Raw genomic sequence first — 26,824 nt, 5'->3', positions numbered from 1 at the left:
TACGATTATTTAATGGTTTGTACTTTTCAAAAGGATCCAGTGGGGATCTAATAAATATACATAATACATAGTAGATGATCCGCTATGATTCATCAACCTCACTGGCTAAAAGCTACTTGCTATCCCAGTATTTCTCTCCTCCTAGAGTATTTTCCGCAATCCGATAGTAAAATCCTCTTCACGAAACACCACACAAAAAACAGGCTTGCACCCACCGAAAGTAGACACAAGCCCATTACCCACTAATTATCATCTTTATCTTTATCTTTTTCGTTACCTTTTCCTTTGTTCCCTCGATTTTTCTCTTTGTCTTTGTCTTTTTGTTTACCTTTGCCTTTATTTTGTTTCTTCTCTTCGTCTTTCCGTGCTTTATCTTCTTTTTCTTTTCGCTTCTTCACTTCGTCTTTGTATTTCTTCTCAATTCCTGATAATTGGAAATTTCTATCAGGAAGTTCCGACACGGACTTCGCCAGGATCTCTTTAAATATTGCAGGGACCGTCGCCCCACTTGATGCAGATAAATAATGGTTTTCATCTGTTTTATCATAGCCCAACCAAACAGCCCCAACAATGTTTGGAGTATAGCCGACAAACCAATGATCCTTAGCCCCTGCATCAATACCGAATGGAAGTTCCGTTGTACCCGTTTTCCCGGCAATATCATAACCATCGAGCGCCGCTTTTTTCCCTGTCCCTTCGTCAATCACGCCTTTTAGCATATACGTCATTTTTTGAGCCACTGCTGGTTCGATTACTTTCGATTCTTTTTTCTGCCATTTTCCAAGCAGATCCCCGTCGGAATCCTCTATTTTTTGAATCGAGTGCGCTTCCACCATTGACCCGTTATTCGGAAATACAGAGTAGGCTTGGGCCATTAATAACGGTGAAGTCCCTTTATGCATACCACCAAGCGCTAAACCAAGGGTATGGTCCTCTTCCTCCAAAGGGATACCGAAGCGTTGCACCGCTTTAATCCCATTTTCTAACCCGATTTTATTTAATAGCCAGACAGGTGGGACATTGTAAGAGTTTATGACTGCCTCATACATGGTAACCTGTCCTCGATACTGTTTGTCATAATTTTTAGGCTGATATCCGCCGAAATTCAGAGGTCTATCCTCTAATAAATCAAATACTTCATACCCCTGTTCCAATGCAGGTGCATAAACCGCCAAAGGCTTCATCGTCGAACCAGGTTGTCTAACTAACTGGGTCGAGCGGTTAAAGCTTAAAAAGGTATGCTCCCCTCTTCCACCTACCAGTGCCTGAATTCCTCCCGTTGCGGGATTGATAAAAATCGCACCGCTCTGAAGCAACTGATCTGATGGACTTTGAGGAAAAAGATTCTCGTTTTGATAAACGGTTTCCGTTGCCTTTTGAATCGTCGGATTTAATTCCGTATAGATATGTAATCCGCCCGAAAGGACTTCGTTTTTCGTCAGCTTGTATTTCTTCATTGCCTCTTCGATGATGTGATCCACATAATAAGGATAGTTTCCTTCGTATTCATCGCCGCTTTTTCCTTCATTTAAGACGACTGGCTGTGCTTTTGCTTTTTCGACATCACTTTCGTTAATATATCCTTCATTTTCCATTAATGATAAAACAATATTTCGTCGTTTAATCGCCTCATCCATATTCTTAAAAGGCGAGAGAATCGATGGAGCTTTTATGAGCCCAGCAAGCATCGCTGATTCACTCAAAGATAATTCATTCACATCTTTCCCAAAATATGTTTTCGCTGCACGTTGAATTCCCCATGCTCCTTCACCGAAATAAATTTGATTAAGATATCTTTCGATAATTTCGTCTTTTGAATACGTCCGTTCAATTTTTTTTGTGATGATGAGTTCTTTCACCTTTCGAGTGTAGGTCCGCTCATGAGTTAAAAATGCATTTTTCGCTAACTGCTGAGTAATCGTGCTGCCACCTGCAACAATGTCACCGCTGATCATATTTTTGAAAAAAGCCCTGACAATTGCCACATAATTGATCCCATTGTGTTTATAAAAACGTTGATCTTCTGTTGAAACAACTGCATGAATAACATTGGCAGGAATTTTCTTAATTCCAACGCCTTCGATGTTTGAATTAGATATTTTACTAGCAATTTTTCCATCTTGGTCATAGATCAATGTTGGCTGTGGGGCTGGTTTATTTAATTTACTTACATCACTTGTCCAAATAAAGATATTGACGATCAACAAGCCGCATAAAGATGTGATTACTCCTGCAATTAAAAATTTCTTGAATAACCCTTTTGAAAAATACGGCTTCAAATCCTTTTTAGACACTTTTCTTTGCTGTCTTCTTTCCATTCGTCCCACGTCAATTACCACCTTCAAATCTTATCGTTTCACATACTGCTTAATTTTAAAACGATAAGATTCAAAGTCAATGCGAAAAAAGCCCCCTTGATGACATTAAAAATAAGCCATTATACTCAAACTCTATCCGTATTTAGCCCAATAATAAATCACATATACCCAACTCATTAAACCATGAACAATGGCCCATGGAATTGATTTCCATGCTGTATAGGAAATGATCATGGCTAAACAGGTACCAAATGATATTCCCTTTTTTATGGTAGATTCTACTTTACGATTCTTATTTTTCTCCTCAATCATTAAATTTCACCTGCCTAACTTTTCTAACTATAATTCTATCTAATCTGATTTTTCTTAAATATGTCAATATAAAAACAACAAAAAACCGATTGTCGCTACCGGTTTTTTGTCGTATTTTTGAACAGATATTCAATTGTTCATTCGATCCCCCACATTTGTTTCCATGTATTTAAATACTTCTTCAAGGTCTGTTAAAGTTAGTTCATATAGATGTTTATCATTCTTTTTATATACGCCTAATTTAAGCAGTTCTTCCATTAAGTATTGTCTTTTTTCCTGGATGGCCGTTCGCAGTACATGAGTCATGAAATGGCACCTCCAAAATTTTTATGTCTGATAACTTCCAATAGGATTATAAATCGCAAGTGATGTTGACATTGTCGATACAGCGCGATATTACCTACTTTTAAAATAAATATTACTCAACTTTAATAAATGAAAACGAAATGTAGTGTCTTTTCAGTTTCTCACCTTTAAATGGTTGTTATTCCAGAAACTTGATATAATAATTTCATTAAAATGCAGGGAGCACCAATAAATGAGACAAAAGTTTTCTAACCTAAACGACGTAAGCAACAAAAAATCCTTTAACGATATGCGTAAATGGCAGAAAGAACGAAAAAGTAAAATCAAGGATCTAACCGTTAATATTGAACAATGTCCAAACAAAAATATCACAGAAATTAAGGAAAATCGTACCCACACGGCTTTCACTTGGATTGGACATTCTACCTTTTTGATTCAAATCAACGGAATAAATATATTAACCGACCCCGTATGGGCAAAGCGGATGGGCTTCCAAAAACGATTAACAGAACCTGGTATTCCTATCAATGAGCTGCCAAGTATTGACGTTGTTGTCATTTCTCATGGCCATTATGACCATTTGGATTTTCCAACATTAAAGAAGTTACCTGGAGACCCCCATTATTTTGTTCCAATCGGTATGAAATCGCTTTTTAACAGAAAAGGATATCGAAAAGTAACGGAAATGAGTTGGTGGGAAAGTGCAGAGTATCAGGGATTGACCCTTCATTTCGTCCCTGCGCAACACTGGACGAGAAGAACTATGACAGATATGAATACCTCACATTGGGGTGGATGGATCCTTCAAGGGTCCAAGGAGACACTTTATTTTGTTGGCGATAGTGGTTATTTTAACGGCTTTCAGGAGATTGGCAAACGTTTTACCATTGATACTGTTTTTATGCCAATTGGTGCTTATGAACCGGAATGGTTTATGGCTATTTCCCATATCTCACCAGAAGATAGTGTGAAAGCCTTTCTAGAACTACAAGCGAAACAATTTGTTCCGATGCATTACGGAGCCTATCGCCTGGCTGATGATACCGGCCCCGAAGCATTAGAACGGCTGTTCAAAGAATGGGAAAAACGCCAGTTGCCGAAGGAACAGTTAATGGTGCTCTTACTTGGTGAAACCTTTCTGGAGATGGGTAGCGAGCGGTAATTTCTCTTCTACCATACCTTCCATTACAAGACGGGCAATTTCTCTTGCCCCTTTTTGTTGAAAATGGGTATTATCACTGACTCCCTTTGGATAATACCTGTGTTCACCGGCATCTACCCATAAAAACAACTCTTTTGTTTTTCCCGGCCCCATCAGTTGAAATAAATTCTTGCTTTTTGTCGTAAGATCAATGATTGGGACATTTTCCTCCAAGGCTACTTCCTTCATTGCCGTTGGATAAAGCCCATGTGTATTTAAAGCCATTCCATCTTTTGAAAATCGCCGTCTTTCTACAGGCGTAATCAGGACCGGGATGGCATTTTTCTTTCGGGCACCATCAATATATTGTTTTAAAAACCTTTTATATGTAGTCGCAGGCTCAGTATAAAGTGCTGGATCATTCATTTTTCCATCATTATGACCAAATTGAATGAAGAGGTAGTCCCCCTTTTCTATTTGATACAATATCCTCTTTAATCGCCCTTCTCGGATAAAACTTTTTGAACTACGACCAGGCCGGGCTTCATTTTTTACGGTAACGTGTTGGTCAAATGATTCGGCTAGCATCTGTCCCCAGCCTGCCCGGGGCCAATAAGAACTAGAATAATTAGAGACAGTAGAATCACCTACGAGATAGATCGTTATCGGCTTTCGGCCAGGTAATGAAAGACTCAATGCCTTTGAGCCCATGGACATGATAAAAGTGAGCAGACACACGATAAAGATTTTCTTTTTCCACACTTACGATTCCTCCAAAGATGCATCTTACGATTTAGCCTTCCCATAACAATTCATTTCTACTTGATTATTTCTTGATGCTTTACTTTATAATGTTCTGCTGCAATACGTAAGTTTTGAAGAAATTTTTGGCGTACTTCTTCGTCCTCAACAAATGAATCATGGAGTATTTCTTTTTCTAAACCAGACCATATGATTCTAAAATCCTTATATTTATGCATGGTTAAATAGTTCTCTATTTGTTTTTCAAAGTATTCAATAGATCCATATAAAGTAGACACACAGCTTCATCCCTTCGATCTTTTACAGTCCTGAAGCATAAATAATAGAGGATTTTCGTGGAAACCTCAACCAAACCTGGAATTTTTAATAAATTCGTTACTTTTGAAAAAATTTCTTAATATAAATTAAATATTCAAGTAAACTAGTAGAGTTTTTTCTATGATACATTATTTTTAGCCTACTAAAAGAATGAGTTGATTTTATGTTAAATGTGAAGGAAGTGACTGCCCTGCTTAAAAATGAGGGCATTGCGGATAGTGAGCAGACAGTCATCAGGTGGATTCTTGAAGGGAAAATGAAAGCGAGAAGGACTCCGAATTTAAATATCGATTACTCGGTTCAGCCTAGTGATTTAGCTGCATTCATATTAGACATGAAGATTGAAAATAAGAGTAAACAATTCGGAGTCGATTTTCAGAAATGGGAAAAGACATTCTATGAAAATCAGAAATTAAAAGAGCACTTGGAGGAATTAAAAAGTAGTATTCGGATTGAGAAGTCAAAGGTCCGGAGCTTAAAAAGAATGCTACAGGCGGAATATGCACTTGCTGATGCTAGTCCGTTAACCTATGCAAGCCTTTTAGGATTAGAGGCTGCGGCTGAAGAAGAACAGGTCAAGAAAGAATTTAAGAAGTTGCTAAAAGCCCTACATCCTGATCGCGGCGGTGATGAAAGATTATTCAAGGTTTTCTATGAACACTATATGAAAGCAAAGTCATAAATGAAATTTTTCTACATACAGGTGAGAAAACAACTAGTATCCCGTCGTTATTTGCAAGATTAACGACATGGCGATCATAATCTGGAGATTCATGTAGATAAGTTTTTTAAGGTGTTAGCAGGAAAAACTTATATCTTTCCAAAAATATTAATAAGGACGTCAAAATAGTCTTACGAATGAGTTGAAAGGTGGTTTTGAGATGAGTAATGAATTAAACCTACAACAAATCGTCGAAGGGATACCAAAGTCGTTATTAAATGCATCTGACCGTGATTTGGAAGGGTTCCAGAAAATTATTGATGAGACAATCAAGCTAAGAGAAGGACATAGAAACCTTCAAAAAATGATTAAGAGCTTTTCCACATCAGCCATCCAGCGTTCTTAAAATTACTTGAGGAAGGGATATTCCCTTCCTCTTTTTTCAGCTCAATTTTTAATGAATACGTTTGCTCTTATTCAATACAAACAAACTATACGGCTTCCAAATAAGCTTAAACAGCTGGTTATGCAAAAATTCAAAATATGCATCATATAAATCTAAGGAGGATGAATTTTCATATTTTGTTAGTAAGTTTTCATAATTATTTAATAGTCTGTCCAGTTCTTGGCTGCAGTCAATTGTCTCTACACTTGATAGTCCTTTTGTCATTCCCATTCGAATCATCTCGTCACGTTTCTCGTTAATAGCTTCTTCTAAATCTGCAAGTTTCATAGCAAAATTACACCTCGAAAAATATAAATTACCTACTAAAATGCTCGTGATGAAAAGTATTATAGCATTTTTTGTCTACTATTAAACGGTTTCGATAAAACAAGCTAAAACAAGACATAAATAGACGGGCTGTGAAAATATCCGACAAAATAAATGAGGCTTCATTCAGTAGAAAAGCGGAAGTGCCCTGGTCAGCGGCGTATGGCCTCCTCGAAAAAGAAAAACGCTTTTCCTTCGTGCGATGCCAATGCTTACGATGCCTTCCTTTATGGAGCGCTCCAACTGAGATAAAGGAAACACGAAGAGCGTTAGCGCATTCGTGCTTGACTTATCGAAGGGCGGAGAGCGAAAGACACTAGTCGCTAGTGCACTGGAGCTGAACAATTTTCAAAGCCTAAAATTATATATTCTTATTATAAAAAAAGAGACAGGATCTTTATCCTATCTCTTCCCTATTAATCATGAAAATTCGTGCCATCCGTTGTTGCTTGGATAATACCCGCACGGATTACAAAATCGCCGAAATGCTCATCCTCCTGGCGTTCCTTCGCATAGCGTGAAAGTAGGACACGGAGCTCATTTAATATCTCTTCTTCGCCAATGTTTTCGCGGTACATTTTATTCAGCCGACTGCCATCAAAGGCGGCACCGAGGTACATATTGTATTTTCCAACCGCTTTCCCCATAAAGGCAATTTCCCCTAACCCTGGTCGGGCACAGCCATTTGGACAACCTGTCATCCGAATAGTGATTTCTTTGTCACGAAGACCATTCTCATCGACGATCTCCTCAATCTTATCAATCAACTCTGGTAAATAGCGTTCAGCTTCTGCCATCGCCAACCCACAGGTTGGAAGAGCGACACAGGCCATTGAACTGCGTCGAAGTGCAGAGTGATGTTTGCCGTCAGTTAAGCCATATTGTTCCATTAATTCATTCATTTTCTTCTTCTTTTGACTTGAAACATTGGCAATGATTAAGTTTTGGTTGGTGGTAAGACGGAACTCTCCGGTATGGATTTTTGCTATTTCACGCAGGCCTGTCTTCAACTTATATTCATCCGTGTCCTTTACACGGCCACCTTCAATAAATAGAGTGAAATGCCATTTTCCGCCTACACCCTTTACCCAGCCATAACGGTCCCCGTTACTTTCAAAATAATAGGGTCTCGCTTCACCCAGCTTCCAGCCTAAGCGGCTTTCAAGCTCTTCCTTAACAGTTTCCAAGCCCAAGCGGTCAACGGTATACTTGAAGCGGGCATTTTTACGTTCGGAACGATTTCCATAATCCCTTTGGATTGTAATCGTTTTTTCCGCAACATCATAAAGCTGCTCTGGTGTACAAAAGCCAATGACTTTTGCCAGCTGCGGATAGGTTGCTTTATCTCCGTGGGAACTTCCCATCCCCCCGCCAATCGCCACGTTAAAACCGATTACCTTGTCATTTTCTATAATTGCGATGAAACCAAGGTCCTGGGAAAAGACATCGATATCGTTTGATGGCGGCACCGCAAGGGCAATCTTAAATTTCCGTGGCAAATAAAGCGGTCCATACATGGGTTCAACCTCTTCGACCGCTTGTGTTCCAGCCACTTTTTCTTCATCTAACCATATCTCATGATAAGCTCTTGTTCGTGGTAATAAATCGTCACTTAGTTTTTTTGACCATTCATATACTTCCGAATGAACCTCAGATTGATAGGGATTGGCAGCACACAGAACATTTCGGTTTACATCGCCGCATGCCGCTATTGTATCTAAGAGCGTCGAATGGATATTCTGGATCGTATTTTTCATATTCCATTTAAGTACTCCGTGCATTTGGAAGGTTTGTCTCGTCGTTATTTTAAGCGTACCATTAGCATTTTTATCGGCAAGTTCATCCATCACTAGCCATTGCTTCGGTGATGTCACACCCCCTGGTAAACGAACACGAAGCATGAATTGGTACGCAGGCTCTAGTTTTTGCTTTTGCCGCTCATTACGAAGATCCCGATCATCTTGCAAATAACTGCCATGAAATTTCATTAAACGGTTATCATCATCAGGAATCCCAGAGCTGATCCAATCTTCCATCACTTCCTTTAAAGTCCCGCGCAAATAGTCGCTTTCTTCTTTAATGCGCTCCACATTACTTGGTTTGCCCTCAGGCGCTGTTAAAATTTTGGTCACCATTTATTGTCCATACTCCTTTCAATCCTTGATCAGTACACATCACGCTGATATCGCTTTTGCTGTTGAAGGCCTACAAGGTATTCCTCCGCTTGTTCTCGGTTCAGGCTGCCTTCTTTCTCAATAATTTCGAGCAAAGTTTGATGGACATCATGGGCCATGTTTTTCTCATCACCACAAATATAAACGTAAGCTCCTTCTTGTAACCAAGTAAACAATTCTTTACTCTGTTCAAGCATGCGATGCTGGACGTATACCTTTTGATCCGTATCCCGGGAAAAAGCAACATCCATTTTCGTTAGCACTCCGTCTTTGAGCCATTTCTGCCATTCGATTTGGTAAAGAAAATCCGTCACGAAATGTTGGTCGCCGAAGAATAACCATGATTTACCTTCTGCCCCGAGTTCTTCACGCTCCTGCATAAATGAGCGGAATGGCGCTACACCCGTTCCGGGTCCAATCATAATGATTGGGGTGTCAGGATTAGTAGGCAGCTTAAAGTTTTCATTTTGTTGAATGTAAACTGGGATCGTATCTCCCGGCTGCAAGCGCTCCGCACATAATATCGAGCAAACACCTTTTCTTTCCCTGCCGTGTGCATCATAACGGACTGCCCCGATAGTTAAATGAACCTCATCAGGATTAGCAGTTAAGCTGCTTGCAATCGAATAAAGCCTTGAAGGCATTTTTCTAAGAATGGAGACAAACTCTTGTGGCGATGTATTCCATGGACCAAAATCGCGAACTAAGTCCAATAAATCACGGCCTTCGAGATAGGATTTAACATCCTTTTTTACGAGCTCATGAAGGTTCTCATTGCTTGACAGTTTTGCCGCTTTTTCTAAAAGCGGTTTTGTAAGAGTTGTAATTTCAAAGTATGTGAGTAGGGCATCCCCTAAAGCAAGTGATTCTCCTTGTTTATTGATCGTCACCATTTGCGCTGGGTCCCAGTTCAACTCTGAAAGCAGCTGGTCAACCAATACTGGATCGTTTTCAGGATAGATCCCGAGACTGTCACCAGGTTCAAACGTAAGTCCAGAACCTTCAAGTGATATTTCAAGATGGTGTGTTTCTTTATTCGACCCACGCCCGTTTAGGTTAATATTTTCTAACACCTCTGCTCTGAACGGATTCGTTCTTGAGTAGGTTGATTCGACAGCTTGAATTGCATGAGTAGATGGTAAACCGAGTTCAGAACTTCCCGCTTGCGCATCATTTAAGCTGCCGCAAACTCCTTCAAGCCATTCTGCAAACGGCTCATCATAATCAAGATCGCAATCAAAACGCGGATAAAGCCTAGTTCCCCCGAGCGCCTCGAGACGAGCATCAAAATCTTTTCCGGTTTGACAGAAAAATTCATACGAACTATCTCCAAGCGATAAAACTGAAAAGTTTATCCCCTCAAGCTTCGGAGCCCGTTTTCCGTGAAGAAACTCATGGAATGTTAAAGCGTTATCAGGCGGGTCTCCTTCCCCATGGGTACTAACGAGAATAAGTAAATTTTTTAGCTTTTTAATATTGTTATGTTTGAAATCGCTCATCGCTGAGACGGTTACTTGGAAGCCAATACTCTCAAGTTTTTGGGATGCATTTTTCGCAAGCCCACGGGCATTGCCTGTTTGTGACCCGTAAAGAATGGTCACTTCTTTTGCGACTAGTTGTCCGGTACCAGCTTCATTTGCTTGGAGAGCAGCTGGTGTTTCCAACCCAACAGCCGCCTGGTTTAAAGACGCTGACGCTGCCAAATAACCACTTAGCCAGACACGTTGTGTTTCTGTTAAGGTTGGCAGAAGTCGATTAAGAAGCTCTGCTTGCTCCTGATTAAACGGACTGTTCAATACCTGAAGTTGCAACAATATCCACCTCACATAGGGAATTAAATTTTCTTAGATTGTTAATCTCTCCTCATGGACACTTTTAACATTGTTTCGGTGATTTTTGTCCATGAATCAACTGTTCATGGACACTTTCATCACTTTTTCGGTGACTTTTGTCCATGAATCCACTGTTCATGGACACTTTCATCACTTTTCCGGTGGCTTTTGTCCATGAATCCTTCATAAATTTTTAACCAACAGCTCGATTGATGACGATGTCTTCAATCACCCGATGCCCGCTCAAGGGTCCTGTATGGAGAATCTCGTAACCTCGTTTTCTAAGCTTTCTTACCTCTTGATCTATTTCCGCTAACAATAGGCCTGAAAACAATAAATATGGTATAACAATGCTCCGCCCTAAACCGCTATTGGTAATCAGCTCCAAACCTTCTGCAAGATTCGGTTTTGCCGCGGCTAAATAACAAACCGATACCGATTCGACATTCAGACGTTCCTTGATGCCACTGGCAATTTTATCAAAATCAGCTAATATTCCTGGGTCACTGCTGCCACGGCCAACGATCAACACACGATCCTCACGAACTATGTCAGCAACCATAGCTGTAACAAGATCAGTAACAGCGTCCAAAATTTCACCCTGTACACCAAAAGGATCACTAATCTTGACCTCTACATCAGGATAAATCAACTTCAAGGACTCCAAGGTCTCAGGAATATCCTCCTTGATATGTCCCGCTGAAAGTAAAAATAGAGGAACTACATGGATTTCCTTTGCTCCTTTTTCCACACAGCGCTTAAAACCATCATGAATTAACGGTTCCGTCAATTCAAGAAAACAAATTTCCTGAATCGGGACATCAATACGACTCATTACTTTTTCAATAAAGCCTTTTGCTTCCAATGAACCTTTTTTCGAACGAGTACCATGACCTATATAAAGTATAGCTTTCATCCTATCTGCTCCTTAACCGTGAACCACTGGCAGATTGGGGACAATTTCTTCCTGGAACCAGTTCAATTTATGATGCAAACGCACGACTTCTCCAATTACAATCATACTTGGGTTGGAGATTTCAGCTGCTTTCGCCCGTTCTTCTATTGATTCTAGGGTTCCAACCACGGTTCTTTGGTCACACAATGTTCCCCAATGAATAACCGCTATCGGGGTTTGCGGTGATTTCCCATGATTGATTAATTGCTTAGTAATGAAAGGAAGATGGGACACTCCCATATAGACACATATGGTGTCCACTCCCTTAGCTAAATGTGACCACTGGTGCTCCGCTTCCACATCACCAGCTTGATGGCCGGTAATAAAAGCAAAGCTCCGACTTAACTGTCGATGGGTGACAGGGATACCTGCATAGGCAGAGGCGGCAATGCCTGCTGTAATGCCAGGAACAATTTCAAACGGCACTCCATGGCGGACACATTCCTCCGCTTCTTCCCCACCGCGGCCGAATACAAAGGGATCTCCTCCCTTTAAACGAACCACCTGATTACCCTTTAAAGCATATTTTACAAGAAAATGATTTATCGTTTCCTGTTTCATCGTATGATAATGAGGAAGCTTGCCACAGTAGACAAGCTGGGCCCCCTCTTTTGCATACTGCAGCAGTTCGGGATTGACGAGCCGATCATAAAGGATGACATCAGCATTCTGCAGGCAACGCAATCCTTTAACCGTTATTAATTCGGGATCCCCAGGACCCGCACCTACTAAATAAACCTTGCCAGCCATGGCTAATCATCCTTTCCTTACTAAATAATGTTCTTTTTCTGAAGGTAAGCTAAAACTTGTTCTACTGCTTCTTCAACGGATAATAGATCCGAACGTAAAATGATTTCTGGACTTTCCGGTGCTTCATACGGAGAATCGATCCCTGTGAAATCCTTTATTTCTCCACGGCGAGCCTTCACATAGAGCTGTTTAGGATCACGGCGTTCACATTCATCCAAAGGACAATCCACAAAAACTTCAATAAATTCGCCTTCTTCAAAAAGGGCACGAACTTGGTCACGGTCTGAGCGAAACGGTGAAATGAAGGCTGTTGTTACAAGCGCACCACTATCAACAAATAGCTTCGCGACCTCGCCAATTCTTCTAATATTTTCTGTCCGGTCATAATCAGAAAAGCCTAAATCCTTATTTAAACCATGGCGTATATTATCACCATCAAGGACATATTCATTAATGCCCTGTCGATATAATTCACTTGAAACAGCATTGGCGATTGTAGATTTACCTGAGCCAGAAAGTCCGGTAAACCATAATACCGCACTCCCATGGCCATTTTGGACACGGCGGTCAGATTTTGAAACAGTACTTGCATGCCAGGTGATATTCGTTGCTTTAGTCATTGCTCCCTCAGCCTCCTTACACAGTCGCTTTTTCTTTCAATCCTTCAATTAACACCTCAACAACCTCTTTGCGGCTGAAGGTAGATGGTGGCAGCTCTCCAGCGCGCAGCAATTCTCTAACCTTTGTTCCAGAAAGGATCACGCGGTCCTCCTTGCTGTGTGGACAAGTTTTATCGGAGGCCATTCCTTCACATTTATTGCAATAAAAGCTATGTTCGAAGAATAATGGTTTAATGCCAAGCTCTCCTTCAGGAAACTCACTGAAAATATACTGTGCGTCATACGTTCCGTAATAATTTCCGACACCAGCATGGTCACGGCCAACAATAAAATGGGTGCAGCCGAAATTTTTACGGGCAATCGCATGGAAAATCGCTTCTCTTGGACCCGCATAACGCATGGCAGCAGGATAAACGCCAAGCTGTACACGCTCTTCTGGATAATAATTTTCAAGAAGTACGCGGTAGCTTTTCAAACGGACATCCGCAGGGATATCATCGGATTTTGTTTCCCCAACAAGCGGGTTAACGAACAGACCATCAACCGTTTCCAAGGCAGCCTTTTGAATGTATTCATGTGCCCGGTGGATTGGATTTCGCGTTTGGAAGCCAACCACAGTCTTCCATCCCTTTTCTTCAAATAAAGCTCGTGTTTCCTTCGGTTCAAACCAGACATCGCCAAAAATCCCTTTTTCTGATTTTTTAACTAAAGTCACTTCACCCGCCAGGTAAACCGGTCCTCTTTCAAATAACCGTTTTACACCCGGATGAGCAAGCTCATTGGTTTTATATACTTCTAGTGCTTCCTTATCTAAATCTGGCTCATACCACTCAGAAACCTTGATGACACCATAAACTTCTTTTTCAAAAACAAGCTTGATTACTTCCCCCACTTCAAGGGATGCAGCAGTTTCATAGGATACAGGCAATGTCACCGGAATCGACCAAATCGTATTATCTGCTAGACGCATATTTGAGACGACAGAGTCATAATCTGCTTTTCCGAGGAATCCTGTTAATGGACTGAAAAGACCAACCCCAATTAATTCGAGATCACTCAAGGCAATCGCGTCAATTTGGATTTCTTTTTCGATTTGGGATACATCATAAGCTGGATCGTATGCTTGAATTAATTTTCCTCCATGAGGTGCTGGTAAAAATGACAACAGAATCAAACCTTTCTTTATATATTTAGCCGTTTATTTACGGACCTAGTAAATGGAATTAATATATTTGTCCTTATTCCTTTGCTGCTTCTTGGGACATCGTTAAGGCAGACTTCGGTCGTTTCATCAATGACATCACTCCGAATACTGAAATCAATACACCTATCATCGCCACAATTGGATAAAAATTATGTTCAATGATCAACTGGATTAGGGTATACGACAATACCATTGACAGCACTGGCGATACAATCCAAACCGTTAATAGCTGAACCACTATGCCTTTTTTCAAAACGGATTTCCCGTGTTTGGCGAAGCCGATTCCAATGATCGATGAAGTTGTAATTTGGGTTAATGGGACAGGAATCCCAAAGACGGATGCAATTGTCACAATTGTTGCTCCGGTACCTGAGATGACACAGCCCTCTTCCAACTTTAAGGTGGTGATTTTCTTCCCATTTGTTTCTAAAACACGATGACCGAGAATCAATGCTCCAGCCGCTACAAATAATCCGCCCCATAGGATTCCTTTATCTGTTGTAAGAATCCCAGCGCCGACAAGCGGCCCTACCGCATTTGCAACATTATTCATTCCAGCCGAAAAGGCTTCGAACAATCCCATAAATACAACGAGAACTGATAAAAGGGGTACCGCTTTTGGAGCCTTCATCCACCGAGTAAAATATTTGTTTTTTAACAAATAAGAAGCCAAAATGGCGATGATGAAGGCAGCAAATGGTGTAAGCAGCCAAAAGAACATAATCCAGGCGAGACTGCCGATAAATACAGATTGATAAACAATCCCTGCCCCGACAACGGCACCCACAGCTACTTCACTAGTAGAAAGTGGAATCCCAAAGATATTGGCCAAAAACAGTGACAGGGCCGCTGATGCCAATACAATTAATGCTATTGGGACCGTAAAAGTACTGGAAGGAACAATTCCGCTGCCAATTGTCTTCACGACTTCACCACCGCCAAGCCAAGCACCTAAAAACACGGCGATGCCACAGAGCATTAAGGCTAACCGTTTATTGACAACCCCGGAACCATAAGCGATCCCCATCGAAGCAGCAGCCCCACTACCGCCAATATTTATGGCAAAAAATAAACCAATGGAAATTGCAATCATTGTGAGCAATCAATAGCCCTCCTTTAACGAGTGTGCAAGCCGCACTCCGTCTTGCCGCTTCCCGCCCATCGTCCTGCCCTGGAATCACCATCTGCTGAAACAGGCTGCGTACAAGGGAAACAACCGATGCTCGGGTAATTTTGATCATGCAGGGAATTGTAGGGAAGGTCTTTGTCTCGGATATACTCCCATACCTCATCCCAGGTCCAGTGGATTAATGGGCAAATTTTGATATTCTCGAATTTATCATCTTTATTAATAAATTCCGTGTTTGCTCTTGTCGGTGATTGCTCCCTGCGCAATCCAGAAATCCAGGCTTGTTTGGCCGTCAACGTTTCCCTCAATGGAATCACTTTACGAATTTGGCAGCACTGGTTTGGCTCTCTTTTCCATAATGCTGATCCGTATTGTTCTCTTTGTTCATCAAGGCTAAGCTTTGGCAGTTTCCGTTCGATTCTCAGCTTCGGGAATCGAGCTTCGATTTTGTTAATTACATCATAGGTCTCAGGGAAGTGTAAGCCTGTATCCAAAAAGACAATATGGGCATCTGGCTTTATTTGCTGGATTAAGTCAATTAAGACAATGGCCTCTGCTCCAAAGCTAGATGCATACACAAGTTCTTCTTCCGGATACGAGCTGTAGGCCCACTCTAAAACAGAACGTGCTCCTTTTGTTTCGTCATCAATTGTGAAAGAGTTTTTTAATGGATTCCAATTTTGATAGGTTATTGCACCCGTCATGGCTGCAAACCTCCTTTCATTCAATAAAAAAAGGCAGTCTCCACTTAAGCTTAGTGATGGAGACCGCCTCTAGTTTTTCTAGTCAGCGATTTTTATTCGATTGAAGACGAACCTTTTCATTTCTCTCAATTTGTACAATCTTTCCGTCTTGGACAACAAGGGTGATGGATCCAAATTGTAGTGTTTCCAGCATTTTCTCAAGATGTGTCATGATTTCTTCTCTGTCTTCTGGTTTCAGTGTGATTCGCCCTCCTTTCTAATAAAAAACACCCTTCCATCTAGGAAAGGCGTTAACTGCTCAGGTAACACCTTATCTCCCAAAATGAAATCATTTTGCTGGAATTAGCACCTTGCTTAGCAGGTTGCCGGGCATCATCGGGCCAGTCCCTTTGCCACTCTAGATAAGAATTTTGTAATTGATGAAATTAATCCTACCATACCAATAGGTTTTATGTAAATGAAAAACTTTAAAATTTAGAAAATTAAAATGAAGGGGAAAATAAAAGGATTCTCCAAATGAAAGAAAAGCGCCATAATCGAGTTGTACCCGACATGACGCTTCTCTTTACCTGCTCAAGTTTAGGCCATGGTCACATATTTTTCAGGCCTTTCCTCAAATTCTAGCTTCCTTATTTTTTCACGGTATTTTACTATCTCACCAATCACAATCATTGCTGGATTTTTTATCCCTTCGTTTTCAACGATCGCAGCAATGGTCTTTAACGTTCCAATTACTGTCCGCTGGTTTACCGTTGTTCCCTCCTGGATAACCGCAACAGGTGTATTTTCATTTTTCCCATGGTACAGTAATTCTTGACATATATAAGGGAGATTGCGAATCCCCATATAAACAGCGATGGTATCAACGGCTTTGGTTAGATTTTTCCAATCAATATCCACTGGTAGACCTGTCTGGCAATGTCCTGTTATAACAGCGAATGAACTGCCAAGTTCACGATGTGTGATCGGAATCCCTGCACAGGCAGGTGCGGCTAGGCCGGCAGTAATTCCAGGAACTACTTCAAAGGAAAGACCCATTTTTACTAACGCCTCAGCTTCCTCAGCCCCGCGACCAAAGACAAAAGGATCACCACCTTTTAAACGGACCACTATTTTACCCTTCTCGGTGAATTTGACTAACAAATCATTGATTGCTTCCTGGTTCATGGTATGATGACCCGGCCGTTTGCCACAATATATCAGCTGACATCCCTTTTTTGCTTCTTCTAATAGAGCAGCATTTACAAGGCGATCATAAAGAATGACATCTGCAGCTTGAATACATTTTAATGCTTTTACAGTAATTAATTCTGGGTCTCCAGGACCAGCGCCCACGATAAATGCTTTTCCCATCTAAGCCCTCCTTTATACTGAACCCCTTTGTGTATTTGTAATAGCTGGCTTAGATTTAGCCATATCCAAAACCATTTTCGGTTCTGCCTTTCGATAGGTGTAATAAAGGGCTGCCCCTGTAAAAAGCAATCCACTTATCAGGTTTCCTGCCAATACAGGAACTTGGTTCCAAATCCACCAATCTGCCATAGACACTTCCGCACCTAGCATCATGCCTGCTGGGATTACAAACATGTTGACAACAGCGTGCTCAAACCCTTGTGCAAAGAAAATTAAGATTGGTAGCCACATGGCGGCAATTTTTCCAATTACAGACTTAGCAGTCATGGCCATTACGGCACCTAGTGTGACCATCCAATTACAGAGTATCGCTTTGACGATAACCACGATGTACCCGTCTATTCCAATGTTTTTATAACCGTTCGTTTTAGCTTCTGCAACTGCGATGATTTTAGTTGCAACTCCATTATCGGTTACATGGCCAAGTTGGGTGACGGCAATGACATAAAGACCACCATAAAAAATCGCCCCGATGAGATGTCCTATAATCACCCAAAACCAATTCCTTAGCATCGCAATCACTGAAACCCTTTTTTCCATGACCGCAACAGGGATGAGTGCAAAACTACCCGTAACCAATTCCAACCCGAGAAGAATGATAATGACAAAAGCTGCCGGGAAAAGGATGGCGCCAACAACTCCCATCCCAGTCTGAATCTCAGCAGTAAAAGCTAAGGTTGTACCAAAGCCAAGAAGTGCTCCAGCTAGCACTCCACGGATTAATAAATCTTTAACTGGCAATTTTGATTTTGCCTCTCCAGCTTGAATCATATTATCGACTACTTGATACGGACTCACCAATGCCATCTTTTCACTCCCTTAAGTCTTTTATTAGACCGACCCATTCATAGACCCCTAAAAATATTTCTCTCTTAAATTCACCTATTCTATAACTATATAAATTTGATCCTCCTGAACCTCTACCGGATAAGACTGGACGCAGCCCACATCTGGTGCTTGAACCTTCCCGTCACTTACACAAATTTTCCAATCATGCATCGGGCAAAAGACAAATTCCCCACTTACAATTCCCTCCGCTAGAACCCCTCCTTTATGCGGGCAGCGGTTTTCAATTGCTCGAATATCTCCATTTTCTAATTTAAACACCGCCAATTCCTTGTCACCTATCATGACCGTTTTTCCTAATTTTAGTGGTAGATCAGTTAGCTTTCCTATCCACACATGACGAATGGTTTTTTTCATTATTTCCCTCCTATCAGTGATTAATGGGTTTCTATTGGAATCTTCACCGTTTCATAAAGGTCTTTTACTAGGTTTTTATTGTGAATCGTCTCCTGCCATGGTTCTTGAACCACAGATAGCGCTTCGTTCATTCGGCGATTGAGATTCATTACATTTCCCTTGTCCTCTAGCACTCTTTTAATATGGTCAAGTCCAAGGCGTTCCACCCAAGCTGAGGTCCTTTCCAAATAATTAGCAGTTTCACGGTAATATTGGAGATAAGCTCCGGTCATTTCCAACACTTCGTCCCCTGTTTTCAGTTTAAAGAGGAGATCTGCTTCGCGCAGATGGGTACCACCGTTTCCACCCACATACATTTCCCAAGCCCCTTCGACTCCAACAATGCCAACGTCTTTTATTCCACTTTCTGCACAATTTCGCGGACAGGCCGATACCGCCATTTTAATTTTATGAGGGGTGTACAAGCCCTCAAACTTCTTCTCTATTTTGATTCCTAGACTAATAGAATCTTGTGTTCCAAACCGGCAGTAGTTTTCGCCAACACAGGTTTTGACTGTTCTTACTCCTTTGGCATAGGCAAATCCTGATGGCATATCCAGCTCTTCCCAAATTTTTGGAAGGTCCTCCTTCTTTACCCCTAGTAAATCAATGCGCTGTCCCCCCGTCACTTTGATCAAACCAACCTTGTATTTATCCGCCACATCGGCAATTTTTCGCAGATCCTCTGAAGTGGTGACCCCACCGTACATCCTTGGGACGACGGAGTAAGTTCCATCCTTTTGGATATTGGCATGTAATCGTTCATTGACATATCGAGCTTCACGTTCGTCTTGATAAAACAACGGATTAACCATCCCTAAGTAATAATTCAAGGCAGGCTTACATTTAGAACATCCATTTGTCTTCCAGCCAAGGACATACATCACCTCACGAATATGGGTTAGACCTTTCTCACGGATTTCTTGTAAAACCTCATCTCTTGATAAGGATGTACAAGCGCAAATTGCCTCTTTTTGTTCTACCTGAAATTGATCACCCAGTGTGCATGAAAGTAAATCTTGGACGAGTGATTTACAACCACCACATGAGCGGGAGGCGTTGGTGCAGCCTTTCACCTGTTCCACCGTTGTTAAACCCTGTGTTTGGATTGCCTCAATAATCGCTCCTTTTGTGACCCCATTACATCCGCAGATTAGCTCCTCATCCGCCATACTCTGAACGCCACTTATCTGTGGAGCTTCATTTGAATCACTTTGTAAATACTCCTCGACCTTTGCTTCATTTTTTATAAAATTTAACAGCTTGTTGCCTTCTTGCGTATCCCCAAAAAGAACAGCACCTGTTATTTTCCCGTCTTCAATCAGTACTTTCTTATATACTCCGCGCCAGTCATCATACATTTTATAAACTTTCGTATTTTCATCCTCATTGATTTTTCCAGCTGAGAATACCTCTACGCCAGATACCTTTAATTGAGTCGAAAGCACGGAACCCTGGTATGGAGCTGCGTCCATTCCACATATACGCCTGGCCAACACTTGTCCTTGCTGATATAAAGGGGCGACTAGACCGTAGGCAATCCCACGATGTTCGGCACATTCTCCTACTGCAAAAACATTCGTTACTCCCGTTTCTAAAAAGTCATTCACGATAATTCCGCGGTTTACCGGGATTCCAGCAGCTTGAGCGAGCGAAACATTTGGTTTAATTCCAACCGCCATCACCACTAAATCAGCTTTGATTTTACTTCCATCTTTAAATTTTAAGCCGGTTACACGTTTTCTGCCCAAAATCTCTGCAGTATTCTTTTGTAATAAGAAGTTCATCCCTTGCGCTTCTAATTCTTTTTGTAACAGCTTTCCGGCAGTGCGATCAAGCTGTCGTTCCATTAAGTAATCGTAAATATGAATCACATCAACTTCCATCCCTAGGTTTAATAAACCTCGAGCCGCCTCCAGTCCCAGTAACCCTCCTCCGATAACCGCGGCTTTCCGATACTTTTTCGAGTATTCCATCATCTTTTCGCAATCTTTAATATTTCGGAAGGCTGTTACCCCTTCCTTATCGGCACCAGGTAATGGAAGCATAAAGGGATTTGATCCTGTTGCGATGATTAGTTTGTCAAAGGCTACCTTTCTTTGGTTATCGGTAAGAACGATTTGCTTTCTCGTATCAATCGATAAAACGGTTTCGCCCGTATATAGGTGAATGCCATTGGTTTCATACCATGACCAATCATTTATCGTAATATCACGAACGGAAGTCCCACCTTGTAAAACCGTTGATAACTGAATACGATTATAATTCGGGTGAGGTTCACTGCCAAAAATCGTAATTTCGAATTGATCAGGGTTTATTTTAAGCACTTCTTCAACAGCCCTTACCCCTGCCATCCCATTACCAATGACTACTAGTTTTTGTTTTTCCATGTGTTATAACCCTCCTTACAAGAAATGGATTGTCTGAATATTTTATATCATTTCGAGAAGTCTTTTTACATGATTGTGGAAGGTTATCTAACACGGAATTTCATTGCGTTAAAACTCTAAAGCTACGAAAATCCTTATTTTCTAATGATGATAACGGATACATTTTTTTGCAAATAAAATGCCGCTCTACATCAGGAGCAGCCGTCAAAACTATTCCTCTTTTTCCAGACATTAATCTAAGACTATAGACGTAGCGAAAATTACGTCTTGGGCTCATATTTTATTGTTTATAACCTTGATATACTGCAAATAGAGAGAGAAGAAAGGAAGATTTCAAATTGAAGTATGAGGAAAAGTCTAGAAGAAATAAGTTTAGTAAAAAAATTTTCGCCATTCTTGCCGTTCTGTTTGTCATAAGTGTTGTTGCGCAGGTATTTCTAGCTGGTTTAGCCATATTTGTGAACCCTGTACATTGGATAAAGCATACCAGTTTTGTTCATTTATTTGAATTTGTACCGGTAATGATGCTGATCTTGGCTATAGTTGGGAAAATGCCCCGCTGGGCCATTGGCCAAAGTGCTGCACTTTTTGGAGTTATTATTGTTATGTATTTTACTGCTAATATTATAACCGTTCTCCCTTGGGCAGCAGCCCTCCATCCCGTAATTGCCATAGGACTATTCTGGATGTCGATAAAACTTGTCCGTAAGGCATGGAGCTATGCCTTTAATTCTAGCTCAAAAGGAGATGTTGCATTATGAGATCTTTCTTTATTTTTGTTACTGGAGCTATACTTGGTTTTATTATTGCCGAAATCGTGGGAGTATTTGGCTATCTACTCTATGATCAAACAATTGGTATGAAGTTCTTCCCTTTTCTTCTCGGGGCTATTTTAGTTGGAATTGATATTATTTTAAGAAAAAAATCAAACACCCCAATGTACAAAAGCAGCCTCCGTCATTAAGGAAGCTGCTTTTGGCGTTAGTTAGGAGTTTTCTTTTTGTTTACATAACATTATTATGTGATCTTTTAATCCTTCGATATAGGATTCACTTAGAACACCTGTTCCACCTCTGATGATTTCTTCACTATAATGTTGTGGAGGGGCAGTTTCTGGTTGTTTGTCTACGACAATGAAGGTCAGGACATCCTTTTCTAGCTTTCCATTGATGGTGAGGTCAACAAAAGCAGGCCGATACATTCCGGTTCCCACCCCTTCACGCTTATACAAATAATCAATACAATCAATGGGAATTTCGTATACCTTACCTTCGACCGTTCCGCCTTCTTCGACAATGTCTGCACGGCCGCCATCATGGATGATTTTCGTATATCTTAGGGTATAGCCCTCCAAAATTCCACGCCCCACCATCTTTTGAAAAAATGAATGGACATTTGCGAGTTTAAATCGTGCATCATCCATACAACTGCCATAGGCAAAGTAAAGAACTGTATCTTGCTTATGTATACGTGGCTCTTTCCAATCTCCAAGGGGGATTTTATCCGAAAGCAATTTTTCATTGTGACTAGCAAACGTGTAAATATATGCTTCGGTCTTACCAGTATCATAATAAATGATCTGCTTATCGCGGTCGTATAATCGATGTGGATTTTCCTCATCATAGCCTTCTAAGCGATCTAGAGTATGAAGTTGTTCATCGGAGACGAGATATAACTCACCATACACCTTGCCGTCTCTCGCTTTTTTCACGGCCGGATAACCCAGCCCGGTATCAAATAAGATGCCCTCAGTCCAAGCTTGTTCCGCAACAAGAGTAGCTCCATTCATGAAATGATGATTATGTTCACTCCTGCGTAACGTACCATATACAAAAACATAATTTATCGTCATTCTATTACACTCCATTCTTGATAATTTTAAAATTCTGTTAATTAACCTTATCATAAAGGGAATACAATGTGGCGTCACGAGAAATGTGTGAGGCAAATCACCTCTTTTGAGACATTTTGGAATTAAAATAGGATTAAGAGGTGATGATGATGGGGAAAAATTGGTCAATTTCGCTTGAACATGAGGAATATGAGAAAAGTGAAGAGTTGATTGTTAAAGATGCGTTGGAAGCTATTCAGAATACTTCAGAGGGTTACTACGTCAATATTGTTACCCCAGCGAACTTCGGAAATCCAGATGATTACTTAACAGAATCTTTGAAATTATTTTTTGGACCAATGATTGAAACAAAATTTATTGATCAATGCGGCTGCGGAGGGTATGTGTTGCGAGTATGGAAAAAGCAGTAAACATCCTATCCAGATTAACAAACTATCAAAATCAACAAGTCATCCTGAACTACTATCAGGATGACCTGCTACAAGATCGAGATGGCTTCAACACTCAAACAATCAAACTAGAAAACAACCAGCTCATCTTCATCAAACAAAACGGAAAAAACATAACCATAAACCTAAAAACATACCCGAAAATCCAAATTAACCCTGACTTCCAAAACTACTACACACTTCAAAACAACACCGACAGGCTAGAAATCTACTTCCCGTAGATTTCGGTGCGAATTCGGTGCTCAAATCGGTGCCTGTCACCGTTCGTGGACAAAACCCCAAAAAAGTCCGTCTCCAGTGGACATTTTGGGGTTTTTTTACAATTATTCAAAGTTGGTGTAGGCTTCTTCTGGGTTGAGTTTAGTTTTGATGATTTGTTTTTCTTCCAGCCACTGGGCTACTTTTGCCCATGTTTCTGGTTCTTGATAGCCGAATGGATTTTCTCCGGCATCCATTAGTGGCAGGAGAATTTCTAAACTCTTTGTTTCAATTTCCTTGTCTAGTGGTGAGGATTTGTCTTCTTGCTTTAATAGTATTTCTAAGCCTTCTTTTGGATTGTCTTGGACAAATTCTTGGGCTTTCGTCGCTGCAGTCATAAACTTTTTAAACACTTCTGGCTTATCCTTCAATCCTATTTCGCTTCCAACCATCACTAATTCATAATAATCTGGTACCCCATAATCTGCCGGATTTAATGTGCGGATGGAATGTCCCTCTTTTTCCAGCAACAATTTTTCATGGTTGATATAACCGCCGATGATTGCATCTGTTTTCTTTGTTGCCAGTGCAGGAATCAAGTCCCAGCCAATATCCACCATTTTTACTTTCCCAGGCTCTCCACCGTCTGCTTCCACCATCGTGTCAATAAAGGCTTCATCTAATGGAATCGATGGATAGCCAATCGTTTTGTTAGCTAAATCTTTAGGTGATTGAATGGAACCATCTGCAGGCACCATTAACTGATTTAATGGATGACGAACGAGCGCCGCAAACGATTGGACAGGAATATCCTCTCCGCGCGCAGTTAAAACTTGCGGCTGGTAGCTAATCGCCATGTCAATTTGACCCGCAGCCACCAATCTTAAAGGATCATTTGTATCAGCCGGCATTTGAATCTCTACATCTAAACCTTGTTCCTTAAAATAACCTTTTTCTTCGGCGACAAACAGGAAGGAGTGGACAGCGTTTGGATACCAATCCAGCATTAAACTCACCTTTTGAAGCTCCTTTTCTCCGGTTGTCGCGTCTTTAGGGCTGTCTGCGTCATTTTTCCCACATGCAGATAACATAAAAATAAAAACAGTTACGAACAATAATTTGCGTAATTTCATTTGAAGTTGACTTCCTCTCTACCTTCTAGCTTTTTTTATTAACAGCTTTTCTACTAAATTAATGATACAAAACAACACAATTCCGAGTAAGGACAACAGTACTATCGCAGCAAAAACGGCATCCGCCTGTAAATTGCCAGACATCCGGCGGCTGAAATAGCCTAACCCTTCACTAGCACCGAGCCATTCCCCAATGGTTGAGCCAACAACAGCATATACCACGGACATCTTCATACCGGATAAAATCGACGGCAGGGCCATTGGCACCTGGACTTTATGGAACACGGTCCATCGGCTTGCCCCCATTGTTAGCAATAACTCCCGATACTCATTCCCTCCTGATTTCAGTCCATCATATGTACTGATGACAATTGGAAAAAAGGCAATTAAAATCGTCACAGCAATTTTGCTCCAAATCGTATATCCGAACCACATGATAAAAATCGGGGATAAAGCAATCAATGGAATAGTTTGCGAGATTACAAGAAACGGATATAGCATTTTTTCAACTTTACGAAAAAAGTGCATCGATACTCCTAAAAACAGGCCGCCAACTAGGGCAATGGCAAACCCGATTAACACTTCCTTCATTGTTGCTGGGAGATGCTCACTAAATAATATGTCACGGTTCTCGAGAAACGCATCCCAGATAGCAGTAGGTGCTGGCAAGATAAAGGACGGAATGAATTCCTTCTGCACCACCCATTCCCAGCTGCTCATGATAAGAATGGCTACGAGCAGGAATAGACCATAATCCCCTGTCCATTTTTTCCATTTAACTTTCATGATCAATCAGCATCTCCAGTTCTTTTCTAATCGTGATAAACTCTGATTGAAAAATGAGCTTCGGATCTCTTGGCCTTGACAACGTGACTTTTACTTCTTGGATACGATTTCGTCCTAATAAATAGATCCGATCACTTAACAAAATCGCTTCTTCGAGATCATGGGTAATGAACAAGACTGTTTTTTGCAAATCTCCCCACAGGCCTAAAAGCCAGCTGTGCATTTTTCTTTTCGTCAAAGAATCGAGAGCCCCAAACGGCTCATCTAATAATAAAAGGTCTCTTCCCGTCATAATAGTCCGTAAAAAAGCAACACGCTGTTTCATTCCTCCTGATAGTTCATCGGGATAGGCTTTTTCATACCCTTCTAATCCAAAACGGGCTAACCATTTACGAATTTCGGGAATTCTTTGTTGTTTATTCTCTTTTGACACCTCTAAAGGAAGCAGGATATTTTCCATAACGTTTTTCCAAGGAAGCAGCAAGTCCTTTTGCGGCATGTAGCCAACCTTCCCTAAGCGCTTTCGGGATTTTTCACCTTCAATTAAAATTTGACCTCGGTCAGGCTCAAGTAAACCGGTGATGAGCTTAAATAGTGTGCTTTTTCCAGATCCACTGGACCCAATGACAGAAACAAACTCACCTGTTTGTACCTGTAACGTTAAATCTTGAAAAAGAGGCCGAGATTCATCAAACGCATAAGTTAGTTCTTGCAGTGATAACATTGTTGCATTAGACAGGCCACTCGCCCCCTTTGTAGACCATATCCCAGAACATGTATTCAAAGCGAGAAGTCGTTAAGAAATGCTCTTCTAAAATGGCCAACTCCCACTCTGGTTTTCCTTCTGTTAATTCATCCAACAGATCAATCAGCCATAAAGCCAAAGAACCAAATTCGTCAGAAGCATACATTGAAACCCATTCTCCATAGGAAGGATGTGTGCTAGCACTAGGATATTTCTTTACTAGCTCTTTGCTAATTTCCCAATAACTCCACATACACGGCAGGAGAGCAGAGATTAATTCTTCTAGTGCCCCATTTTGAGCAACATTCAGCATGTACCTTGTGTACGCTAAATTCATCGGTGTCGCTCTCGTTTCCTCTAACTGTTCATTTGTAATTCCAAACTTGGCTGCATAGCCCCGGTGGAGTTCCATTTCCCCATGCAAGGTTTCATTTAAAAGGTTCGCAAATGAGGCCATCGTATCGAGGTCACGGGCCTTCACCGCAGCAAAGGCAAAAAGCTTCGAGTAATCAATTAAGAAGACATAGTCCTGTTTCATATATCGGATAAAGGATTCAATCGGGAGATCCCCTGTTCCAATCCCAACTACAAATGGATGTTCATGCGTCTTTTGCCAGATTCCACTTACATTTTCATAAAGTCTTTGTGAAAAATTCAT

General features: G+C 41.0%; 32 protein-coding genes and 1 riboswitch. Of the genes, 7 read left to right on the top strand and 25 right to left on the bottom strand.

The genetic code is table 11. The features are described from left to right. Nucleotides 1–242 precede the first annotated feature (242 nt). From ACWM35_RS17715 to ACWM35_RS17705, 3 genes are all read right to left on the bottom strand, one after another. Nucleotides 243–2,318 carry a transglycosylase domain-containing protein gene (locus ACWM35_RS17715; protein ID WP_454820366.1) on the bottom strand — a complete coding sequence of 692 codons (2,076 nt, stop codon included), beginning with the start codon at nucleotides 2,316–2,318 and terminating at the stop codon, nucleotides 243–245. 132 nt (nucleotides 2,319–2,450) lie between these two features. Further along, nucleotides 2,451–2,630 carry a hypothetical protein gene (locus tag ACWM35_RS17710; RefSeq protein ID WP_454820176.1) on the bottom strand — a complete coding sequence of 60 codons (180 nt, stop codon included), beginning with the start codon at nucleotides 2,628–2,630 and terminating at the stop codon, nucleotides 2,451–2,453. 129 nt (nucleotides 2,631–2,759) lie between these two features. Further along, complete coding sequence (locus ACWM35_RS17705) at nucleotides 2,760–2,936, bottom strand: Fur-regulated basic protein FbpA (protein ID WP_454820175.1); 177 nt, start codon at nucleotides 2,934–2,936, stop codon at nucleotides 2,760–2,762. A gap of 232 nt (nucleotides 2,937–3,168) precedes the next feature. Between ACWM35_RS17705 and ACWM35_RS17700 the strand changes: the two genes are divergently transcribed. Further along, a complete protein-coding gene (locus tag ACWM35_RS17700; RefSeq protein ID WP_454820174.1) occupies nucleotides 3,169–4,098 on the top strand; it encodes an MBL fold metallo-hydrolase in 930 nt (309 codons plus the stop codon). Here ACWM35_RS17700 and ACWM35_RS17695 read toward each other — a convergent pair. After that, nucleotides 4,057–4,794, bottom strand: a complete 738-nt coding sequence (locus ACWM35_RS17695) for a rhamnogalacturonan acetylesterase (RefSeq protein WP_454820365.1) — start codon at nucleotides 4,792–4,794, stop codon at nucleotides 4,057–4,059. The genes ACWM35_RS17700 and ACWM35_RS17695 overlap by 42 nt on opposite strands. Before the next feature lie 101 nt (nucleotides 4,795–4,895). After that, nucleotides 4,896–5,117: a hypothetical protein gene (locus ACWM35_RS17690; RefSeq protein WP_454820173.1), complete on the bottom strand. Its 222-nt coding sequence runs from the start codon at nucleotides 5,115–5,117 to the stop codon at nucleotides 4,896–4,898. Nucleotides 5,118–5,320: 203 nt separating this feature from the next. Between ACWM35_RS17690 and ACWM35_RS17685 the strand changes: the two genes are divergently transcribed. Both ACWM35_RS17685 and ACWM35_RS17680 read left to right on the top strand, forming a co-directional pair. After that, nucleotides 5,321–5,839 (top strand): J domain-containing protein, encoded by a 519-nt coding sequence (locus tag ACWM35_RS17685; RefSeq protein WP_454820172.1) that lies wholly within the window; start codon nucleotides 5,321–5,323, stop codon nucleotides 5,837–5,839. A 199-nt stretch (nucleotides 5,840–6,038) separates the two neighbouring features. Then, entirely contained in the window at nucleotides 6,039–6,224 is a 186-nt protein-coding gene (locus ACWM35_RS17680; RefSeq protein WP_454820171.1) for a hypothetical protein, read from the top strand. Nucleotides 6,225–6,272: 48 nt separating this feature from the next. Here ACWM35_RS17680 and ACWM35_RS17675 read toward each other — a convergent pair whose 3' ends face one another. The 15 genes from ACWM35_RS17675 to nirB all read right to left on the bottom strand — a co-directional run bounded on the left by ACWM35_RS17675 (nucleotide 6,273) and on the right by nirB (nucleotide 21,003). Next, on the bottom strand, nucleotides 6,273–6,551 hold the full coding sequence (locus ACWM35_RS17675; protein WP_454820170.1) for a Spo0E family sporulation regulatory protein-aspartic acid phosphatase: 279 nt from the start codon (nucleotides 6,549–6,551) through the stop codon (nucleotides 6,273–6,275). 455 nt (nucleotides 6,552–7,006) lie between these two features. Further along, complete coding sequence (cysI, locus tag ACWM35_RS17670; protein ID WP_454820169.1) at nucleotides 7,007–8,725, bottom strand: assimilatory sulfite reductase (NADPH) hemoprotein subunit; 1,719 nt, start codon at nucleotides 8,723–8,725, stop codon at nucleotides 7,007–7,009. Between the two features lie 29 nt (nucleotides 8,726–8,754). Next, nucleotides 8,755–10,575: an assimilatory sulfite reductase (NADPH) flavoprotein subunit gene (locus ACWM35_RS17665; RefSeq protein ID WP_454820168.1), complete on the bottom strand. Its 1,821-nt coding sequence runs from the start codon at nucleotides 10,573–10,575 to the stop codon at nucleotides 8,755–8,757. Between the two features lie 64 nt (nucleotides 10,576–10,639). Further along, nucleotides 10,640–10,783, bottom strand: coding sequence for a hypothetical protein (locus tag ACWM35_RS17660; RefSeq protein ID WP_454820167.1), 144 nt, complete (start codon nucleotides 10,781–10,783; stop codon nucleotides 10,640–10,642). A gap of 6 nt (nucleotides 10,784–10,789) precedes the next feature. Continuing rightward, nucleotides 10,790–11,512: a sirohydrochlorin chelatase gene (locus ACWM35_RS17655; RefSeq protein WP_454820166.1), complete on the bottom strand. Its 723-nt coding sequence runs from the start codon at nucleotides 11,510–11,512 to the stop codon at nucleotides 10,790–10,792. Nucleotides 11,513–11,524: 12 nt separating this feature from the next. Then, entirely contained in the window at nucleotides 11,525–12,301 is a 777-nt protein-coding gene (gene cobA, locus ACWM35_RS17650; RefSeq protein ID WP_454820165.1) for a uroporphyrinogen-III C-methyltransferase, read from the bottom strand. Nucleotides 12,302–12,321: 20 nt separating this feature from the next. After that, nucleotides 12,322–12,921 (bottom strand): adenylyl-sulfate kinase, encoded by a 600-nt coding sequence (gene cysC / locus ACWM35_RS17645; RefSeq protein WP_454820164.1) that lies wholly within the window; start codon nucleotides 12,919–12,921, stop codon nucleotides 12,322–12,324. Nucleotides 12,922–12,937: 16 nt separating this feature from the next. After that, entirely contained in the window at nucleotides 12,938–14,086 is a 1,149-nt protein-coding gene (gene sat / locus ACWM35_RS17640; RefSeq protein ID WP_454820163.1) for a sulfate adenylyltransferase, read from the bottom strand. A gap of 73 nt (nucleotides 14,087–14,159) precedes the next feature. Beyond that, a complete protein-coding gene (locus ACWM35_RS17635; RefSeq protein WP_454820364.1) occupies nucleotides 14,160–15,218 on the bottom strand; it encodes an anion permease in 1,059 nt (352 codons plus the stop codon). Nucleotides 15,219–15,241: 23 nt separating this feature from the next. Then, nucleotides 15,242–15,958 (bottom strand): phosphoadenylyl-sulfate reductase, encoded by a 717-nt coding sequence (locus tag ACWM35_RS17630; RefSeq protein ID WP_454820162.1) that lies wholly within the window; start codon nucleotides 15,956–15,958, stop codon nucleotides 15,242–15,244. Nucleotides 15,959–16,040: 82 nt separating this feature from the next. Continuing rightward, nucleotides 16,041–16,169 (bottom strand): YezD family protein, encoded by a 129-nt coding sequence (locus tag ACWM35_RS17625; protein WP_454820161.1) that lies wholly within the window; start codon nucleotides 16,167–16,169, stop codon nucleotides 16,041–16,043. 96 nt (nucleotides 16,170–16,265) lie between these two features. Then, nucleotides 16,266–16,366, bottom strand: a riboswitch (SAM riboswitch). Between the two features lie 171 nt (nucleotides 16,367–16,537). Continuing rightward, the gene (gene cobA, locus ACWM35_RS17620) at nucleotides 16,538–17,311 is read right to left on the bottom strand and encodes a uroporphyrinogen-III C-methyltransferase (RefSeq protein WP_454820160.1); all 774 of its coding nucleotides are present in this window, start codon (nucleotides 17,309–17,311) and stop codon (nucleotides 16,538–16,540) included. Nucleotides 17,312–17,323: 12 nt separating this feature from the next. Further along, entirely contained in the window at nucleotides 17,324–18,178 is an 855-nt protein-coding gene (locus tag ACWM35_RS17615) for a formate/nitrite transporter family protein (RefSeq protein WP_454820159.1), read from the bottom strand. 75 nt (nucleotides 18,179–18,253) lie between these two features. Beyond that, nucleotides 18,254–18,577 (bottom strand): nitrite reductase small subunit NirD, encoded by a 324-nt coding sequence (nirD, locus tag ACWM35_RS17610; RefSeq protein WP_454820363.1) that lies wholly within the window; start codon nucleotides 18,575–18,577, stop codon nucleotides 18,254–18,256. Between the two features lie 17 nt (nucleotides 18,578–18,594). Beyond that, nucleotides 18,595–21,003: a nitrite reductase large subunit NirB gene (gene nirB / locus ACWM35_RS17605; protein WP_454820158.1), complete on the bottom strand. Its 2,409-nt coding sequence runs from the start codon at nucleotides 21,001–21,003 to the stop codon at nucleotides 18,595–18,597. A 338-nt stretch (nucleotides 21,004–21,341) separates the two neighbouring features. On the opposite strand from nirB, the gene ACWM35_RS17600 reads away from it, so the two are divergent. Together ACWM35_RS17600 and ACWM35_RS17595 are read left to right on the top strand one after the other, a co-directional pair. Further along, the gene (locus tag ACWM35_RS17600) at nucleotides 21,342–21,764 is read left to right on the top strand and encodes a DUF6220 domain-containing protein (protein WP_454820157.1); all 423 of its coding nucleotides are present in this window, start codon (nucleotides 21,342–21,344) and stop codon (nucleotides 21,762–21,764) included. Then, complete coding sequence (locus ACWM35_RS17595; RefSeq protein WP_454820156.1) at nucleotides 21,761–21,967, top strand: DUF5957 family protein; 207 nt, start codon at nucleotides 21,761–21,763, stop codon at nucleotides 21,965–21,967. Before ACWM35_RS17600 ends, ACWM35_RS17595 begins: the two co-directional genes overlap by 4 nt. Before the next feature lie 21 nt (nucleotides 21,968–21,988). Here the strand turns inward: ACWM35_RS17595 and ACWM35_RS17590 are convergent, their stop codons facing one another. Beyond that, nucleotides 21,989–22,855 carry a gamma-glutamylcyclotransferase gene (locus tag ACWM35_RS17590; protein ID WP_454820155.1) on the bottom strand — a complete coding sequence of 289 codons (867 nt, stop codon included), beginning with the start codon at nucleotides 22,853–22,855 and terminating at the stop codon, nucleotides 21,989–21,991. A 149-nt stretch (nucleotides 22,856–23,004) separates the two neighbouring features. On the opposite strand from ACWM35_RS17590, the gene ACWM35_RS17585 reads away from it, so the two are divergent. Further along, a complete protein-coding gene (locus tag ACWM35_RS17585; RefSeq protein WP_454820154.1) occupies nucleotides 23,005–23,265 on the top strand; it encodes a CGCGG family putative rSAM-modified RiPP protein in 261 nt (86 codons plus the stop codon). Further along, a complete protein-coding gene (locus ACWM35_RS17580) occupies nucleotides 23,250–23,525 on the top strand; it encodes a hypothetical protein (RefSeq protein WP_454820153.1) in 276 nt (91 codons plus the stop codon). Before ACWM35_RS17585 ends, ACWM35_RS17580 begins: the two co-directional genes overlap by 16 nt. A gap of 102 nt (nucleotides 23,526–23,627) precedes the next feature. Here ACWM35_RS17580 and ACWM35_RS17575 read toward each other — a convergent pair whose 3' ends face one another. The 4 genes from ACWM35_RS17575 to tenA are packed head-to-tail and all read right to left on the bottom strand — an operon-like array spanning nucleotide 23,628 to nucleotide 26,824. Next, nucleotides 23,628–24,635, bottom strand: coding sequence for an ABC transporter substrate-binding protein (locus ACWM35_RS17575; protein ID WP_454820152.1), 1,008 nt, complete (start codon nucleotides 24,633–24,635; stop codon nucleotides 23,628–23,630). A gap of 18 nt (nucleotides 24,636–24,653) precedes the next feature. Beyond that, entirely contained in the window at nucleotides 24,654–25,421 is a 768-nt protein-coding gene (locus ACWM35_RS17570; RefSeq protein ID WP_454820151.1) for an ABC transporter permease, read from the bottom strand. Continuing rightward, nucleotides 25,411–26,205, bottom strand: coding sequence for an ABC transporter ATP-binding protein (locus tag ACWM35_RS17565; protein WP_454820150.1), 795 nt, complete (start codon nucleotides 26,203–26,205; stop codon nucleotides 25,411–25,413). The genes ACWM35_RS17570 and ACWM35_RS17565 overlap by 11 nt, the downstream gene beginning before the upstream one ends. Then, on the bottom strand, nucleotides 26,153–26,824 hold the full coding sequence (gene tenA / locus ACWM35_RS17560) for a thiaminase II (protein WP_454820149.1): 672 nt from the start codon (nucleotides 26,822–26,824) through the stop codon (nucleotides 26,153–26,155). Before tenA ends, ACWM35_RS17565 begins: the two co-directional genes overlap by 53 nt.

Source organism: Neobacillus sp. K501 (assembly GCF_053749995.1).
Note: the sequence above shows the minus strand (reverse complement) of the source record. Positions and strands in the feature narration are given on the sequence as shown.